Here is a 14,897-nt window from a genome sequence, read left to right as displayed (position 1 = left end):
AGGTGGTAGCCGCATGCCGCCCGGAGATCGCTCTTATCAGGGATTTCGTGACAGTCCGCGATCCGACCAATACGGGAATGACGTTGCACAGCGTCACCAAAATAGGTCTAGGCTGTCGCGCGTTGCGGAAACCGGACCGAATTTCGAGAGCGATAGAGACATCGACGTGACGAGTGCACTGACGGCGCCGGCCGGCGCTGAGACGGCGACCTTTCCCGGACCGCCCCCCGGGGCCGAGCCTCTGCCCGGTCAGCTCGACCGCTGGCTCGCCGCGCGGGGAGCCGAGCTCGTGGCCATCCGCCGTCACATCCACGCGCACCCCGAGCCGTCCAACGCCGAGTTCGAGACCGCGGCGCTCGTCGCCCGCGAGCTCGCCGTGGCGGGTCTCTCGCCGCAGCTGCTGCCCAAGGGCAACGGCCTGATCTGCGACATCGGCGAGGGTGACCGGGTGGTCGCCTTCCGCGCCGACCTGGACGCGCTGCCGCTGCAGGACACCAAGGACGTGCCGTACCGCTCGACGGTCGAGAAGGTGGCGCACGCCTGCGGCCACGACGTGCACACCACGGTGCTGCTCGGGCTGGGCTTGGCCCTGGCGCAGCTCAACGAGCAGGGCGAGCTGCCCGGCCGGGTCCGGCTGATCTTCCAGCCCGCCGAGGAGCAGGTGCCCTCCGGCGCCCCCGAGGTCATCGCCTCCGGCGCGCTCAAGGACGTCGTCGCGATCTACGCCCTGCACTGCTACCCGCAGCTGCCCGCCGGCCTGGTCGGGGTCCGTTCCGGCCCGTTCACCGCGGCGGCCGACACGGTCCGCGTATGCCTCACCGGCCCCGGCGGGCACACCGCCCGGCCGCACCTGACCGCCGACCTGGTGCACGCGCTGGGCCGGGTCATCGTGGACGTCCCCGCGCTGCTGGACCGCCGGGTCGACCCGCGGGCCGGCGTCTCCATGGTGTGGGGCGCGGTGAAGGCGGGTCAGGCGTTCAACGCGATCCCCGGCGAGGGCGAGGTGCTCGGCACCGTACGCATCCTCAACCGCGAGGCGTGGCGCGAGGCCCCGGAGCTGATCTCACAGCTGATCCACGACGTCGTCGCCGCCACCGGCGCCAAAGCCGAGATCCAGTACAACCGGGGCGTGCCGCCGGTGATCAACGACCGCATGGCCTCCGCCGTGATCGCCGGGGCGGCCGGCGCCGCGCTGGGCGCCGACCGCGTGGTCGAGGCGGAGATCAGCATGGGCGGCGAGGACTTCTCCTTCTACCTGGAGAACGTTCCCGGGGCGATGATCCGCCTCGGCACCGGCACGCCCGGCTCGGAGGTCAAGTACGACCTGCACACCGGCAACTTCGACGTGGACGAGCGCTGCATCGGCTACGGCGTGCGCGTCATGGTGCACACCGCCCTGGCCGCGCTGTCCACCGGCGCGTTCTAGGCCCTCTCCTGCTCCAGCGGGGGACGGGTCCGCCGGGTCCGGCGCACGTACCAGAGGACGGCTGACGCCGGCAGGGCGAGCAGCAGCAGCCACGGCAGCAGCCACCCGACCACGGTGGCCACGACGGCCAGCGACGCGAGCAGGCCGTTCCAGCCGTTGCGCAGCCCGGCGAGGAAGCCCGGCGCCCCCTCGTCCTCCTCCTGCGCCACGGCCTGCGGGTCGAGCAGCACGGCGGTGATCGTGGAGAGCGCGGTGAGATCGCCCAGCCGGCGCTTCTTGGCCTGCAGCGATGCGAGGTCGGACTCGCGCGTGGCGACCTCGCGTTCCAGCATCACGAGGTCGCTCAGGGACTTCGCCTGGGCCAGGAGCTTGCGGCCGCTGTCCACGCGCGCCTGCTGGGTGGCGATCCGGGCGTCGAGGTCGATCGTCTCCTCGGTGACGTCCTCGGTGTCGATGCCGCGCCGCTCCTCCGTACCGATGGCGGCGAGCTGGTCCACCACGGAGGTGAACTTCTCGGCGGGCACCCGCAGCGTCAGCGTCGCGTCGCTGGAGCCGTGGTCGCCGTTGCTGTTGCGCTTGTCGCCGCCGACGAAACCGCCCGCGGCGGTCGCGATGCCGGTGGCGCGCGCGGCGGCGGTGTTGACGTCGTCCACGCGTACGGTGATCGACCCGGTGTAGATGATCGACCGCTGATCGACGCTCAGGTCGGGGGCCTTCGCGCCCGCGTCCCTGCCCTGCTGCTCGGCGGGAGCGGCGGCGCCGCCCTCGGCCGCTCCTTCGGCGATGCCGCGCCCGCCGGCGGTCGAGGAGGCCGCCTTGTCGCTCGAGCTGTCGCCGCTGCTGCAGGCCGGCAATGCGAGCGCGGCCGCCAGCCCCACCGCGCACACAGCCGCCGCTCTGGTCCGATTTCGTCCGTTCATGGATCGTCCTTCCCCGTCAGGTGTGGACCCTGAGACGTTGGGCGCGGTCGCGCCGGTTCCGGCAGACTGCGAGGTGAGCGGTCACGATTCGGCAGCGGAGGAGTCCCGTGCGCGTCACGAAGTTCACGCATTCCTGCCTACGCATCGAGGGCGATGCGGTCCTGGTGGTCGACCCCGGCGCGTTCAGCGAGCGGTCGGCGCTGACCGGGGCGGACGCCGTTCTCATCACCCACGAGCACTTCGACCACCTCGACGTGGACGGGCTCGCCGACGCGCTGGCCCAGCGGCCCGCCACCCGCGTCTACGCCCACCCCGACGTGCTGCCGAAGCTGACGGCGTTCGCCGACGTGGTCACGGCCGTGGAGCCCGGCACGGCATTCGAGGCCGCCGGCTTCACGGTCCGGGCGTACGGGGGACAGCACGCGGTCATCCACCCGGACATCCCGCGCATCGCCAACCTCGGCTACCTCATCTCGGACGGCGCCCAGTCGGTGTACACGCCCGGCGACTCGTTCACGGTGCCCGAGGAGAACGTGGACACCCTCTTCGTCCCGCTGCACGCGCCGTGGATGAAGCTGAGCGAGGCGATCGACTTCGTCCGCGCGGTCAAGCCCGGGCGGGCGTACGCGCTGCACGACTTCCTGCTGACCGAGACCGGCGCGCGGGTCTCCAACGGGCACCTGGAGCGGCTCGGCGGCACCTCGTACGCGCAGGTCGCCCCGGGCACTACGCTCCCCTGACGTGGCACCGAGCACCGACGAGCTGATCCGCCGCCTGTACGAGGCACCCCCGGAGAACTTCGTCGCGGGCCGCGCCCAGGCGGTCGCGGACGCGCGCAAGGCCGGCGACAAGGAGCTGGCCAAGCGGCTCGCCGCGCTGCGCAAGCCGACCGTGGCGGCCTGGCTGGTGAACCTGCTCGCGCTGCGCCGCCCGGAGCTGATCGAGGACCTCGTCGAGCTCGCCACGGCCCTGCGCCAGGCCCAGCGCGGCCTCAAGGGCGACGAGCTGCGCGAGCTGTCCACCCAACGCCGGCAGGTCGTGTCGGCGCTGGTCCGGGCCGCGCAGCAGCTCGCGGTCGAGGGCGACCCGGGGTTGCGGGGCGCGAAGCTGCCGATGGCCGAGGTGGAGGCCACGCTGACCGCCGCGCTGGCCGAGCCGGAGATCGCCGAGCAGGTCCGCAGCGGCCGGCTCGTCAAGGCGGCCACCTACGCGGGCTTCGGCGAGGTCCCCCGCCCCCGCCTGCGCCTGGTCACCGCCGAAGAGACTGAGCCGTCCGAGCAGGAGCCCGAGGAGGAGCCTCGTCGGGCGCCGGCGGCCGAGGACCGCCGCCGCCGGGCCGAGGAGAAGGCGCGGGCCGAGCGCGCGGCGAAGCGGCGCGAGCTCAAGCGGGAGCTGACCGCGGCGCACGCGGCGGACCGGAAGGCGCGGACTGCGCTGGAACACGCGGAAGAGGCCGAACGAGACGCGAGCCAGGCCGTCGATGATCTCGAGGAACAGATCGCCGAGCTGGAGCGGCAGCGCATCGTGGCCCAGGCCGAGGTGTCGAGGCGCAAGCTCGCCCGGCGATCGGCCGAACGTGAGGCCTCCGCCGCGCGCCGCCGGGTCGGGGACGTCGAGGCGGCCCTGGAGGATCTTGAGGGGGATGAACCGGTCTAGTCGGCCATTTTCCAGAACCGGTCAGAGAGAGCAGAATCGGGCGGTGACCCCCGAACAGGCAGCCGCCAATGCCCGGGCCGGACTCGCGTCGCTCGTCGGGGCGTTCGCCGAGTCCCCGCAGACGCTGCGTCGCGCCCGGCTGATGGGTCTGTCCGGGTGGGCGTACCACGTGGCCGCGCGGGCCGGCGCGCTCGGCGACGTCCGCCCGGAGACCGCCGCGGCCGCCATCGGCTTCATCGCCCCGGACGCCCTCACCGACGGCTGGGAGGCGGCGGCCAAGACGTCCCCGCCCGTCGAGGTGGCGACGTGGCACCTGCACGAGCTGTGCCGCTGGGGTGTCGACCAGCTCGGCGACTTCCCGCGGGTCAACCGGCTGCTGGAGCTGACCGGGCGGGTGGTCGACGCCGTGGACTGCGCCGGGCTGCCGCTCTTCGCCGCCTGGCGGGCCATGCCGGTCCCCGACGCGTCGCCCGGCGCCCAGGCCGCGGTGATGCTGCACCTGCTGCACGAGCACCGGCTGGGCGTGCACGTCGTGGCCGTACGCGCCAGCGGCCTCACCCCGCTGCAGGCCATCATCGCCGGGCCGGAAGGGGAGACCGGCGCGGTCGCGTTCGGCTGGCAGCCGCCGTACCCGCCGGCCGGGCCGATCGTGCGGCGGCTGATGTGGGCCGAGTCGGTCGCGGACTCGCTGGCCGGGCAGGCGTACGCGGCGCTGGACCTCGGCGAGCGCGTCGAGCTGATCGGCCTGCTGGAATCCCTGTCGCACCGGATCGGTGGATAGGGCACGCTGGCGCGGTGACCGCACTTCCCGCCGGCTGGCGTACGCGCCGGCCCACCCTCGACGACGTCCCCGAGATCCTGGCCCTGGCCCGCGCCAGCGACATGGCCGCCGTGGGGGAGCCCGACTTCACCGCCGACGACGTCCGCGAGGCGCTCACCGGCCCCAACACCGACATGTCCCGAGACTGCTGGGTGGCCCTCGACCCGGACGGGGCCATCCTGGGCTGGGCGTTCCCGCACAACCCCGCGGGCGGCGACCGCGACTTCCTCGAGGTGTACGTGTGGCCCGAGCGGGGCCTGCCGGCGCAGCGGCCGCTCCTCGAGCTCATCCTGCAGCGGGCGGCCGAGCGCGGCACCGAGTTCGGGCATTCGCCGTACACCGTACGGGCCGGCGCGGTGCCGACGGAGGAGCCGTGGATCGCCGCGCTGACCGACGCCGGCTTCGCGTTCATCAAGCAGCACGCGCGGATGACCATGTCGCTGGACGGCGTGTCACCGGAGCCGCCGCAGCCACCCGCCGGCGTGATCGTGCGGCCCGTACGCGCGGACGACGAGGCGGAGATGCGCCGCTTCCACGCGACGATCGAGGAGGCGTTCCGCGACACCGACCACCAGGCGACCGGCTACGACACCTGGCGCGAGCGTCTCGCCGCCGAGTCGAGCGTCTCCTACGACGAGTGGTTCGTCGGGGAGGTCGACGGGGAGTGGGCCGGGGTCCTGCAGTCCTCCGACTCGAGCGTCGAGGACGGCATCGGCTATGTGAGCTACCTCGGGGTGCTGAGGCCGTACCGGAGAAGGGGTGTGGGCGAGGCGCTCCTGCGCCGCGCTTTCGCGACCTATGCGGCCAAGGGCCGCAGCACGGCCGGCCTGGGCGTCGACCTGGCCAACCCGACCCGGGCCGCGCGGCTCTACCGGGCCGTCGGGATGCACCCGCTGTTCGAGGCCAACATCTACGAACGGAAGATCTAAAGCTCCGGGGAAGACGTACGCGTGGGGCGCTGGCGCAGCTCGCTGACGTAGTCGTCGGGCGCGCCGGCCTTCTCCGCCGCGTTGGCGATCTCGGAGAGATACCAGGCCGTCGGCATGCCGCCCTCGTAGCCGTCGAAGACGTAGACCCAGGCGCTGAGGTCGCCCTCGAGCGTCGAGACCCGCACGGTGAGCTTCTGGTACGCCCCGGCGGTCACGCCCTCCACCTCGTCGAGCTGCGCGGCGTCCCACGGGTGCACGTCGTAGAGCGAGACGAAGACCCGGTCGCCGGGGGACTCGACGATCGTGGTGACCGCGCCCTCCCAGCCCATGTCGCCCTCACCGGCGAAGGTCAGCCGCCAGCCCTCGACCCACCCCACGCCCACCATCGGCGAGTGCGGACAATAGGCCCGCATACGGGCCGGATCCAGGTTTGAACCGTACGCGGCGTAGTGACCCACGGCGATGACGATAGCCCGATGCGCCGGTGAGGGAGAATACGAGGTGTGCGTGTCGGCACAACTCAGTCACGTAAGTGACGAAACGTAACAGTGGAGGGTGAACTCACGTGAGTCGGATCGTGATCATCGGCGGCGGGCCGGGCGGGTACGAGGCGGCGCTGGTCGCGGCGCAACTCGACGCGGACGTCACGCTCGTCGAGGCCGACGGGGCCGGCGGCGCGTGCGTGCTCTCCGACTGCGTCCCCTCCAAGACGTTCATCGCCAGCTCCGAGGTGGTGACCGGTTACCGGCACAACGAGCGGTTCGGGGTCCGCTCCGCCGGCCTCGAGGGTGTGAGCGTCGACGCGAAGGCGGTCAACGAGCGGGTCAAGAAGCTGGCGCTGGCCCAGTCCGGCGACATCCAGTCGAAGCTGGTCAAGGCCGGCGTCGACGTCGTGCACGGCCGCGCGCGGCTCGGCGAGGACACCCTCGGCCACACCCACCAGGTGCTGGTCAGCCCGCACGGCGGCAAGCCGTACGCGGTGGACGCCGCGACTGTGCTGATCGCCACCGGCGCGACGCCGCGAGTGCTGGCCTCCGCGGTGCCCGACGGCGAGCGCATCCTCGACTGGCGGCAGGTGTACGACCTCACCGAGCTGCCCGAGCACCTTGTCGTCATCGGTTCCGGCGTCACCGGCGCCGAGTTCGCCAGCGCGTACCTCGCCATGGGCGTGCAGGTGACGCTCGTGTCCAGCCGCGAGCGGGTCATGCCGCACGAGGACGCCGATGCCGCCATGGCCATCGAGCGGGTGTTCCGCGAGCGCGGTATGACGATCCTCAACCAGTCCCGCGCCGACTCGGTGGTCAACACCGGCGACGGCGTCGAGGTCACCCTCTCCGACGGCCGGGTGGTCACCGGCTCGCACGCCCTCATGGCGGTCGGCGCGGTGCCGAACACCGCCGACCTGGGCCTGCGCGAGTACGGCGTCGACGTCGCCCAGGGCGGCTACGTGACGGTCGACCGGGTGTCGCGGACCAACGTCCCGGGCATCTACGCGGCCGGCGACTGCACCGGCGTGCTGCCCCTGGCCAGCGTCGCCGCCATGCAGGGCCGCATCGCCATCTGGCACGCCATGGGCGAGGCCGTCGCGCCACTGCGGCTGCGTACGGTCTCCGCCAACGTCTTCACCGACCCCGAGCTGGCCACCGTCGGCGTCTCGCAGAACGACGTCGACGCCGGCAAGGTCCCGGCCCGGCAGGTGATGCTGCCGCTCACCGGCAACGCCCGCGCCAAGATGGCCGGCCTGCGCGACGGCTTCGTCAAGCTCTTCTGCCGCCCGGCCACGGGCCAGATCGTCGGCGGCGTGGTGGTCGCGCCGAAGGCCAGCGAGCTGATCCTGCCGATCACGATGGCGATCGAGAACAACCTGACGGTGGACCAGCTGGCCCACACGATCACGATCTACCCGTCGCTGTCCGGCTCGATCGCCGAGGCCGCCCGTCAGCTCATGCTGCACGAGCTGCAGTGACCCGCGGTCCCGCCGGGCCTCACCGGCGGACGTGCTCCTCGGAGGGGGTCGGGATCTCGTCCGCGTGGTCCTCGGCCTCCTCCTCGGTGGTCTCGTCGGCGGTGTCGTCCTTGCGGCCGCCGAAGAGGGCGAGGATCCAGCCGGCGGTGCCGAAGATGACCGCCGCGGTGGCCGCGATCGCGAACAGCCGCCACGCCGACTGGGTCACCGCGGTGCCGCCGACGTGGCCGACGAGGCCGCCGTACGTCGCCCAGGCCACCGCCGCGCCGCCGTCGTAGAGGATGAACAGCTTGATCGGGTAGCCGGTGCGGCCCGCGTGGTAGCCGGCCGCCATCCGGCCGCCCGGCACGAACCGGCAGAGCAGCAGCACCAGCGGGCCCGGGCGGCGCAGGCCACGGGTGAAACGGGCGGCCGCCCGCTTCGTGCGCGACTCGGTGGGCTCGGAATCCGAGCCGCCCTGCTCGCCCCGGGGCGCGAACCGCTGCCGCAACGCCGCGAGCCGGCCGCTCAGCCAGTGCTTCCCGGCGTGGCCGGCCGTACGGCCCAGCACGAACGCGATCGAGTCACCGGTGAACATGCCCAGCGCGCCCACCGCGATGACCAGGGCCAGGTTGAGGTTGCCGTAGACGGTCAGGGCGCCTGAGGTGATCATGATGGCCTGGATCGGCACCACCGGGACCATCGCGTCGACCGCGAGGAACCCGAAAATGGCCAGGTACGCCCACGCCGGTGTTGCCATCACGGTCAACAGGTCGGTCATCGGGTCGCCACCTCGCGGCTCCAGGGCTCACGGCATTGTCCGTGCGCGCACCTGAGAATGGGCTGAGTCCAGCATGAGCCCGGATCAGGCCCAGGAAACGGTGATGCCCGACACGGTACGTCCTGAACGTCGCACGTGGGGGCCAAGACGCGGGCGCTTTCTGCCAATCTCGGCCGCTTGCGTCCCCATTCGTACGCTTCTTCACCCGGCGCCGGTCGCGCGTACCGTGGACGCAAGGCTCGCCCCGGCCGTTGCCGGTTGCCAGGAGTCCGGGCCGTCGGTAGGTCCCGTACCGGCGGCCCTTCCGTACCGTGCCGCGTGCTTGTCGTTACCCATGTGCAATGACCCGCGCTTAGGGTCGGGCCATGGCGGATCTTTTTGAGGATTACCGCCTCGGCCCCGGCTGGGACGAGATGTTCGCGGCGCCCGGCCTGCCCCGGGAGAGCTACGCGGCGCTGCACGCCACGCTGCAGCCGCTGTCGAGCGGTGAGCTGGGCGTACGCGCCGAGGTGCTGGCCCGCGCCTTCCTCGACCAGGGCATCACCGGCTTGGAGCGGCCGTTCCCGCTCGACATCGTCCCGCGGATCATCCCGGCCGCCGAATGGCGCACGGTCGAGCGGGGCGTCGCCCAACGGATCCGCGCGCTGGAGGCCTTCCTCGCCGACGTGTACGGCCCCGGCCAGGTCCTCGCCGACGGCGTCGTGCCGCGCCGGATCATCGCCACCAGCGCCCACTTCCTGCGGGCCGCGGCCGGCATCAACCCGCCCAACGGGGTACGCATCCACGTGGCCGGCGTCGACCTGGTCCGCGACGAGCAGGGCGTGTTCCGTGTGCTCGAGGACAACGTCCGCATCCCGTCCGGGGTGAGCTACGTCATGGAGAACCGGCGGGCGATGGCGCAGGTGCTCCCCGAGGTCTTCGCCGCCACCCGGATCCTGCCCGTGGAGTCGTACCCGGCGATGCTGCTGCGGGCCCTGCGCGCGGCGGCGCCCGTGGGGGTCGCCGACCCGACCGTCGTGGTGCTCAGTCCCGGCGTCCACAACCCGGTCTACTCCGAGCACGCGCTGCTCGCCCGGGAGATGGGTGTCGAGCTGGTCGAGGGCCGCGACCTGGTCTGCGTGGGCAACGACGTCGCGATGCGGACGACCGCGGGGGAGCAGCGCGTCGACGTGATCTACCGGCGGGTCGCCGACGGCTTCCTCGACCCGGTGCACTTCCGCGCCGATTCGGTGATCGGCGTCGCCGGGCTGCTCAACGCGGCGCGGGCCGGGCGGGTCACCATCGCCGACGCGGTCGGCAACGGCGTCGCCGACGACAAGCTGCTCCATACGTACGTGCCGGACCTGATCCGTTACTACCTGGACGAGGAGCCGCTGCTGTCCAATGTGGACACGTACCGGCCCGGCGAGCCCGGCGTTCTGGAACACGTGCTGTCCCACCTGGACGAGCTGGTGCTCAAGCCGGTCGACGGGTCGGGCGGCGCGGGCATCGTCATCGGCTCGCAGGCGACGCCGGAGGAGCTCGAGGCCGTCGCGTCGGCCGTACGGGCAGACCCGCGCGGGTGGATCGCCCAGCGTGAGGTCACGCTGTCGACGGTGCCGACGCTCATCGGCAACCGGCTGCGTGGCCGGCACGTGGACCTGCGCCTGTTCGCGGTCAACGACGGCGACGAGATCCGGGTGCTGCCCGGTGGCCTCACCCGCGTCGCGCTGCCCGAAGGGGCCCTCGTGGTGGACTCCGGCCAGGGCGGCGGTTCCAAGGACACCTGGGTGCTCGCCGAAGAGTCCACCCCGGTCTCCTTTCCGGTCTCCTCCCCGGCCCGGGCCCCGGTGCCCGCGGCGAGCAGCCCGGATCCGGGCCCCGCCGCCGCGGGCGAGCCCCGGCAACAGCAGGGAGCGTGGGAATGCTGAGCCGCATCGCCGAGTCGCTGTACTGGATCGGCCGGTACGTCGAACGCGCCGAGGACACCGCCCGGATCCTCGACGTGCACCTGCAGCGCATCCTCGCCGACCCGTGGACCGACGAGGAGCGGGCCTGCCGGTCGCTGCTCGCCGTGATGGGCCTGCCCGCCGAAGGCCAGTTCACGTCCGCGCGTGTGGTCGGGCTGCTCGGCCTCGACGAGCGCAGCCCCGGCTCGGTCGTCGGCGCGCTGGACGCCGCCCGGGAGAGCGCCCGCGGCGCCCGGGAGACCATCTCCTCCGAGATGTGGGAATGCCTCAACTCGACCTGGCACGCCCTGCCCAACGCGCGGCGCCGCGTCGAGCAGCAGGGCGTGCACGCGTTCCTCCGCTGGGTACGGGAACGCTGCGCGGTCATGGCCGGCCTCACCGACGCCACCATGAGCCGTGACGAGGGCCGGCTGTTCCTGGTGCTCGGGCGCAGCGTCGAACGGGTCGACATGACGGCGCGGCTGCTGCGTACGCACGAGCGGGCGGGCGGCAGCATCCCGTCGTGGCTGACGCTGCTGCGGTCCTGCGGGGCGTGGGAGACGTACCTGCGGACGTACCGTGGCTCCCTCGACGACCGGCACGCCGCTGAGTTCCTGCTGCTCGACCGGCTCTTTCCCCGCTCGGTCTTCGCGGCGCTCGCCACCGCGGAGGCGTGCCTGTCCGACCTGGAGCCCGACCCGGGCCGCGCCGGCGTCGCGACGGACGCGCAGCGCATCATCGGACGTGCCCGCACGAACCTGGAGTTCCGGGGCGCGGACGAGCTGATCGACGATCTCGCGTCCGTACTGGCCGGTCTCGAACGCACGTGCTCGCAGGTCAACGAGGCGGTGTCGCGCCGCTACTTCGGTCAGACCACGGCGGTCGCCTGGGTGTCGGGAGCGCTGGCATGACGAACGGTCTGGTGGACAGCTGGCGGCTCAAGATCGAACATCGCAGCGGCTTCGGCTACGCCGGGCCGGTGTCGTCGTCGTACAACGAGGCCCGCATGTGGCCGCGCAACGAGACCCGGCAGGCGGTGCTCGACGCACGCGTCGAGGTGTGGCCGCCGGCCCGCACGTACCGCTACGAGGACTACTGGGGCACGGTCGTGACGGCCTTCGACGTGCACGCCCCGCACGAGGCGCTGACGGTCACGGCGACCTCGACCGTGGAGACGCTGCCGCCCGGCGACCTCATCGACGACGGCGAGGGCGCCGGCTGGGCCGACCTGGCCGTGCCGGAGGCCGTCGACCGCTGGTACGAACTGCTCCTGCCCACCCCTCGTACCGGCCTCAACGACGAGCTGGCGGCCATCGCGGCGGACATCCGCGCGGCCCACTCGACCCCGCACGCCGCGGCGCTGGCGGCCTGCGAGTTCGTCCGCGGCGAGGTGGCGTACCGGCCCGGCCCGGCCGGCGTGCAGAGCGACGCCCGGCATGCCTGGGAGCTGCGCAAAGGCGTCTGTCCGGACATCAGCCACCTGACCGTGGGCCTGCTGCGCGCGATGGGGCTGCCGGCCCGCTACGTGTCCGGCTACCTGCACCCGGCGCCGACCGCGGCGATCGGCGACAGCGTGGCCGGGCAGAGCCACGCCTGGGTGGAGTGGTGGGTCGGCCGCTGGACGGCCTTCGACCCGGCCAACGGCGTGCCGGTCGGCGAACGGCACGTCGTGGTCGGCCGAGGTCGCGAGTACGGCGACGTGCCACCGCTGAAGGGCGTGTACGCGGGACCCGGCAGCACCGGTCAGACCGTCGAGGTCACGATCACCCGCCTGCGGTAGCGGGCCGTCGTTCCGGGCCGCACGCCCTCGCCTGCGCGTCGTCGTTCCCGGCCGCACCTCGGCTCGTGGGACGAGCGTCTCCGCGCGCCGCGGCCGGGTTGTCAGGCGTCGTTTCCGGCCGTACCCGGGCCCGGCTCGTAGGGCACCGCGGCCGGGCCGTCAGGCGTCGTTCTCGATCGTGCAGACGACCGTGCCGGCTGCGATGGTGTCGCCGACCTTCAGGGTCATTCCGGAGATCGTGCCCGCGGAGTGCGCGAGCAGCGGCTGCTCCATCTTCATCGCCTCGACCACGATGATCGTGTCGCCCTCGCCGACCTCGTCACCGTCGGCCACCGCCACCTTCGCCACGGTGCCCTGCATGGGGGCGGTCAGCGCGCCCGCGCCTCCCGCGGCGGTGGCGCCGGCCGATCCGCTTCCGCGGCGGGCCGGACGCCGCGGGCCGGGTGCGGCGGGCGTACCCGACATCAGCGAGCGGGGGATGGTCACTTCCAGGCGCTTGCCGCCGACCTCGACCACGACGGTCTCGCGCTGCGGGGCCTCGGGCGCCGCGGCCGCGGGCGGGGTGAAAGCCGGGACGCCGCCTTCCCACTCCGTCTCGATCCAGCGGGTGTGCACCGTGAACGGCTCTCCGGTGAACGCGGGGTCGCGCACCACGAGCCGGTGGAACGGCAGCACGGTGGCGATGCCCTCGATCACCGTCTCGTCCAGCACGCGGCGGGCGCGCTCGAGGGCCTCCGCCCGGGTCGCCCCGACAACGATGATCTTGGCGAGCATGGAGTCGAAGTTGCCGCCGATCACGCTGCCGGCCTCGACGCCCGCGTCGACCCGTACGCCCGGACCGGAGGGCCAGGTCAGCGCGGTGACCGTGCCCGGAGCGGGAAGGAAGTTGCGGCCGGCGTCCTCGCCGTTGATGCGGAACTCGATGGCGTGCCCGCGCGGCTCCGGGTCCTCCGTGAAAGCCAGCGGCAGGCCGTCGGCGATGCGGAACTGCTCGCGCACCAGATCGAGGCCGGCGGTCTCCTCGCTGACCGGGTGCTCGACCTGCAGCCGGGTGTTGACCTCGAGGAACGAGATCGTGCCGTCCTGACCGACCAGGTATTCGACGGTGCCCGCACCGTGATAGCCGGCCTCGCGGCAGATGGCCTTGGCGCTGGAGTGGATGCGCTCGCGCTGCTCGGCGCTGAGGAACGGCGCGGGCGCCTCCTCGACCAGCTTCTGGTGGCGGCGCTGCAGGGAGCAGTCTCGCGTGCCCACCACCACGACATTGCCGTGCGTGTCGGCCAGGACCTGCGCCTCGACGTGCCGCGGCCGGTCCAGGTAGCGCTCGACGAAGCACTCGCCGCGGCCGAACGCCGCGACGGCCTCCCGGGTGGCGGACTCGAACAGCGCGGGGATCTCCTCCAGCGTGCGGGCCACCTTGAGACCGCGGCCCCCGCCGCCGAACGCCGCCTTGATGGCGACGGGCAGGCCGTGCTCCTGCGCGAACGCGACGATCTCGTCCGCGTCGGCGACCGGCTCGGCGGTGCCGGGCACCAGCGGGGCTCCGGCCCGCTGCGCGATGTGCCGCGCGGTGACCTTGTCACCCAGGTCGCGGATGGCCGCCGGGGTAGGACCGATCCAGGTCAGACCCGCATCGAGGACGGCCTGAGCGAACTCGGCGTTCTCACTGAGAAACCCGTAGCCGGGGTGCACCGCGTCGGCCCCGCTGCGCCGCGCGACGTCGATCAGCTTGTCGATGCGCAGATAGGTCTCGGCCGCCGTCTCACCGCCCAGGGCATAGGCCTCGTCGGCGAGCCGCGCGGGCGGCGCGTCGCGGTCGCTGTCGGCATAGACGGCGACGCTGGTCAGGCCTGCGTCCCTGCAGGCCCGGATGACACGGACGGCGATCTCGCCGCGATTGGCGATCAATACCTTGCGCACGGGCTGAGCCTACCGGCCGGTACCGACAAGCGCGCTCAGTCAAGTTTGCCTATTACGCTGGCGTCCATGTCCGCCACCCGCATGATGATTCTCGGCGTCGTCCAGTGGATGCAGCCGGTGCACGGCTACGACGTCCGCCGCGAGCTGCTGAGCTGGAGCGCCGACAAGTGGGCCAACGTGCAGCCCGGCTCGATCTACCACGGCCTGCGCAAGCTCTCGGAGGAAGGACTGCTCCGGGAGGTGGCGACCGAGCAGGTCGGGGCGCGGCCGGCGCGGACCACGTACGAGATCACCGAGAAGGGCGTCGCGGAATTCGAGTCGCTGCTGCGCGGCAACTGGTGGAACCTGAGCGGGTCGCCGGACCCGTTCATGGCGGCTTTCTCCTTCCTACCGGCGCTGCCCCGCGAGGAGGCCGCGGCAGCCCTGCGGAACAGGGCTGCCCAGCTGGAGGCGGGGAACAAGCAGCTGGCGGCGGCGTTGGGCGCCGATTGGGCCGCCAAGAAGCCGGTGTATGTGAGCTGGATGTGGGAGCTCGCGATGGAACGCGCCGAGGCGGAGATCCGCTGGTGCGAGCGGGTGGCGCGGTTGATCGAGGCGGGGACGGCGTACTTCCCCGGCCAATAATCAAGTTTGACTAGTCTCGGGGAGCGGTCCTACGCTGCCTTGCGGCGGCGGGGCCTCTTCGTCGGGCTCTTTCCGCCTGACAGCGGCGGTTTTCGTCTGCCGCTGCACGGCGGCGGGCCGTGCTCGTTGCTCGACGGCGGCGGGTCTTGTCCGCTGTTTGACGGCGGC

General features: G+C 72.6%; 14 protein-coding genes. 10 read left to right on the top strand and 4 right to left on the bottom strand.

Annotated elements, in window-relative coordinates:
* The first annotated feature begins 166 nt into the window (after window positions 1-166).
* The gene (locus AB0K03_RS12580; protein ID WP_364683619.1) at window positions 167-1,426 is read left to right on the top strand and encodes an amidohydrolase; all 1,260 of its coding nucleotides are present in this window, start codon (window positions 167-169) and stop codon (window positions 1,424-1,426) included.
* Here AB0K03_RS12580 and AB0K03_RS12575 read toward each other — a convergent pair.
* On the bottom strand, window positions 1,423-2,346 hold the full coding sequence (locus tag AB0K03_RS12575; RefSeq protein WP_364683617.1) for a DUF4349 domain-containing protein: 924 nt from the start codon (window positions 2,344-2,346) through the stop codon (window positions 1,423-1,425). The two genes, AB0K03_RS12580 and AB0K03_RS12575, sit on opposite strands and share 4 nt — an antisense overlap.
* 107 nt (window positions 2,347-2,453) lie before the next feature.
* Between AB0K03_RS12575 and AB0K03_RS12570 the strand changes: the two genes are divergently transcribed.
* Genes AB0K03_RS12570 through AB0K03_RS12555 form a run of 4 tightly spaced genes read left to right on the top strand, consistent with a single transcriptional unit; the run spans window position 2,454 to window position 5,751 of the window.
* Window positions 2,454-3,086: an MBL fold metallo-hydrolase gene (locus AB0K03_RS12570; RefSeq protein WP_364683615.1), complete on the top strand. Its 633-nt coding sequence runs from the start codon at window positions 2,454-2,456 to the stop codon at window positions 3,084-3,086.
* 1 nt (window position 3,087) lies between these two features.
* Entirely contained in the window at window positions 3,088-4,002 is a 915-nt protein-coding gene (locus tag AB0K03_RS12565; RefSeq protein WP_364683613.1) for a hypothetical protein, read from the top strand.
* A gap of 43 nt (window positions 4,003-4,045) precedes the next feature.
* Window positions 4,046-4,783: an SCO6745 family protein gene (locus AB0K03_RS12560; RefSeq protein WP_364683611.1), complete on the top strand. Its 738-nt coding sequence runs from the start codon at window positions 4,046-4,048 to the stop codon at window positions 4,781-4,783.
* Between the two features lie 14 nt (window positions 4,784-4,797).
* Window positions 4,798-5,751, top strand: coding sequence for a GNAT family N-acetyltransferase (locus AB0K03_RS12555; protein ID WP_364683609.1), 954 nt, complete (start codon window positions 4,798-4,800; stop codon window positions 5,749-5,751).
* Here the strand turns inward: AB0K03_RS12555 and AB0K03_RS12550 are convergent.
* Window positions 5,748-6,209 (bottom strand): gamma-glutamylcyclotransferase, encoded by a 462-nt coding sequence (locus AB0K03_RS12550; RefSeq protein WP_364683607.1) that lies wholly within the window; start codon window positions 6,207-6,209, stop codon window positions 5,748-5,750. The two genes, AB0K03_RS12555 and AB0K03_RS12550, sit on opposite strands and share 4 nt — an antisense overlap.
* A gap of 107 nt (window positions 6,210-6,316) precedes the next feature.
* Between AB0K03_RS12550 and AB0K03_RS12545 the strand changes: the two genes are divergently transcribed.
* Window positions 6,317-7,717: an NAD(P)H-quinone dehydrogenase gene (locus AB0K03_RS12545; RefSeq protein WP_364683605.1), complete on the top strand. Its 1,401-nt coding sequence runs from the start codon at window positions 6,317-6,319 to the stop codon at window positions 7,715-7,717.
* A 19-nt stretch (window positions 7,718-7,736) separates the two neighbouring features.
* Here the strand turns inward: AB0K03_RS12545 and AB0K03_RS12540 are convergent, their stop codons facing one another.
* Window positions 7,737-8,477: a DedA family protein gene (locus AB0K03_RS12540; protein ID WP_364683603.1), complete on the bottom strand. Its 741-nt coding sequence runs from the start codon at window positions 8,475-8,477 to the stop codon at window positions 7,737-7,739.
* Between the two features lie 365 nt (window positions 8,478-8,842).
* On the opposite strand from AB0K03_RS12540, the gene AB0K03_RS12535 reads away from it, so the two are divergent.
* Genes AB0K03_RS12535 through AB0K03_RS12525 form a run of 3 tightly spaced genes read left to right on the top strand, consistent with a single transcriptional unit; the run spans window position 8,843 to window position 12,185 of the window.
* Window positions 8,843-10,387, top strand: a complete 1,545-nt coding sequence (locus AB0K03_RS12535) for a circularly permuted type 2 ATP-grasp protein (protein WP_364683601.1) — start codon at window positions 8,843-8,845, stop codon at window positions 10,385-10,387.
* Window positions 10,381-11,316, top strand: a complete 936-nt coding sequence (locus AB0K03_RS12530; RefSeq protein WP_364683599.1) for an alpha-E domain-containing protein — start codon at window positions 10,381-10,383, stop codon at window positions 11,314-11,316. The genes AB0K03_RS12535 and AB0K03_RS12530 overlap by 7 nt, the downstream gene beginning before the upstream one ends.
* Window positions 11,313-12,185: a transglutaminase family protein gene (locus AB0K03_RS12525; protein ID WP_364683597.1), complete on the top strand. Its 873-nt coding sequence runs from the start codon at window positions 11,313-11,315 to the stop codon at window positions 12,183-12,185. Before AB0K03_RS12530 ends, AB0K03_RS12525 begins: the two co-directional genes overlap by 4 nt.
* A gap of 159 nt (window positions 12,186-12,344) precedes the next feature.
* Here AB0K03_RS12525 and AB0K03_RS12520 read toward each other — a convergent pair whose 3' ends face one another.
* Window positions 12,345-14,105: a biotin carboxylase N-terminal domain-containing protein gene (locus AB0K03_RS12520; RefSeq protein ID WP_364683595.1), complete on the bottom strand. Its 1,761-nt coding sequence runs from the start codon at window positions 14,103-14,105 to the stop codon at window positions 12,345-12,347.
* 66 nt (window positions 14,106-14,171) lie between these two features.
* Between AB0K03_RS12520 and AB0K03_RS12515 the strand changes: the two genes are divergently transcribed.
* Window positions 14,172-14,729, top strand: coding sequence for a PadR family transcriptional regulator (locus AB0K03_RS12515; protein ID WP_364683593.1), 558 nt, complete (start codon window positions 14,172-14,174; stop codon window positions 14,727-14,729).
* Window positions 14,730-14,897 lie beyond the last annotated feature (168 nt).

The sequence above is a fragment of the Actinoplanes sp. NPDC049316 genome (genome assembly GCF_040677315.1).
In the GTDB taxonomy this organism is placed as follows: Bacteria; Actinomycetota; Actinomycetes; order Mycobacteriales; family Micromonosporaceae; genus Actinoplanes.
Note: the sequence above shows the minus strand (reverse complement) of the source record. Positions and strands in the feature narration are given on the sequence as shown.

Bases quoted from the DNA above. Each gene is read 5' to 3' on its own strand.
- AB0K03_RS12530 (WP_364683599.1), top strand. From the start codon at position 10,381: ATGCTGAGCCGCATCGCCGAGTCGCTGTACTGGATCGGCCGGTACGTC.
- AB0K03_RS12575 (WP_364683617.1), bottom strand. From the start codon at position 2,346: ATGAACGGACGAAATCGGACCAGAGCGGCGGCTGTGTGCGCGGTGGGG.
- AB0K03_RS12515 (WP_364683593.1), top strand. From the start codon at position 14,172: ATGTCCGCCACCCGCATGATGATTCTCGGCGTCGTCCAGTGGATGCAG.
- AB0K03_RS12535 (WP_364683601.1), top strand. From the start codon at position 8,843: ATGGCGGATCTTTTTGAGGATTACCGCCTCGGCCCCGGCTGGGACGAG.
- AB0K03_RS12540 (WP_364683603.1), bottom strand. From the start codon at position 8,477: ATGACCGACCTGTTGACCGTGATGGCAACACCGGCGTGGGCGTACCTG.
- AB0K03_RS12525 (WP_364683597.1), top strand. From the start codon at position 11,313: ATGACGAACGGTCTGGTGGACAGCTGGCGGCTCAAGATCGAACATCGC.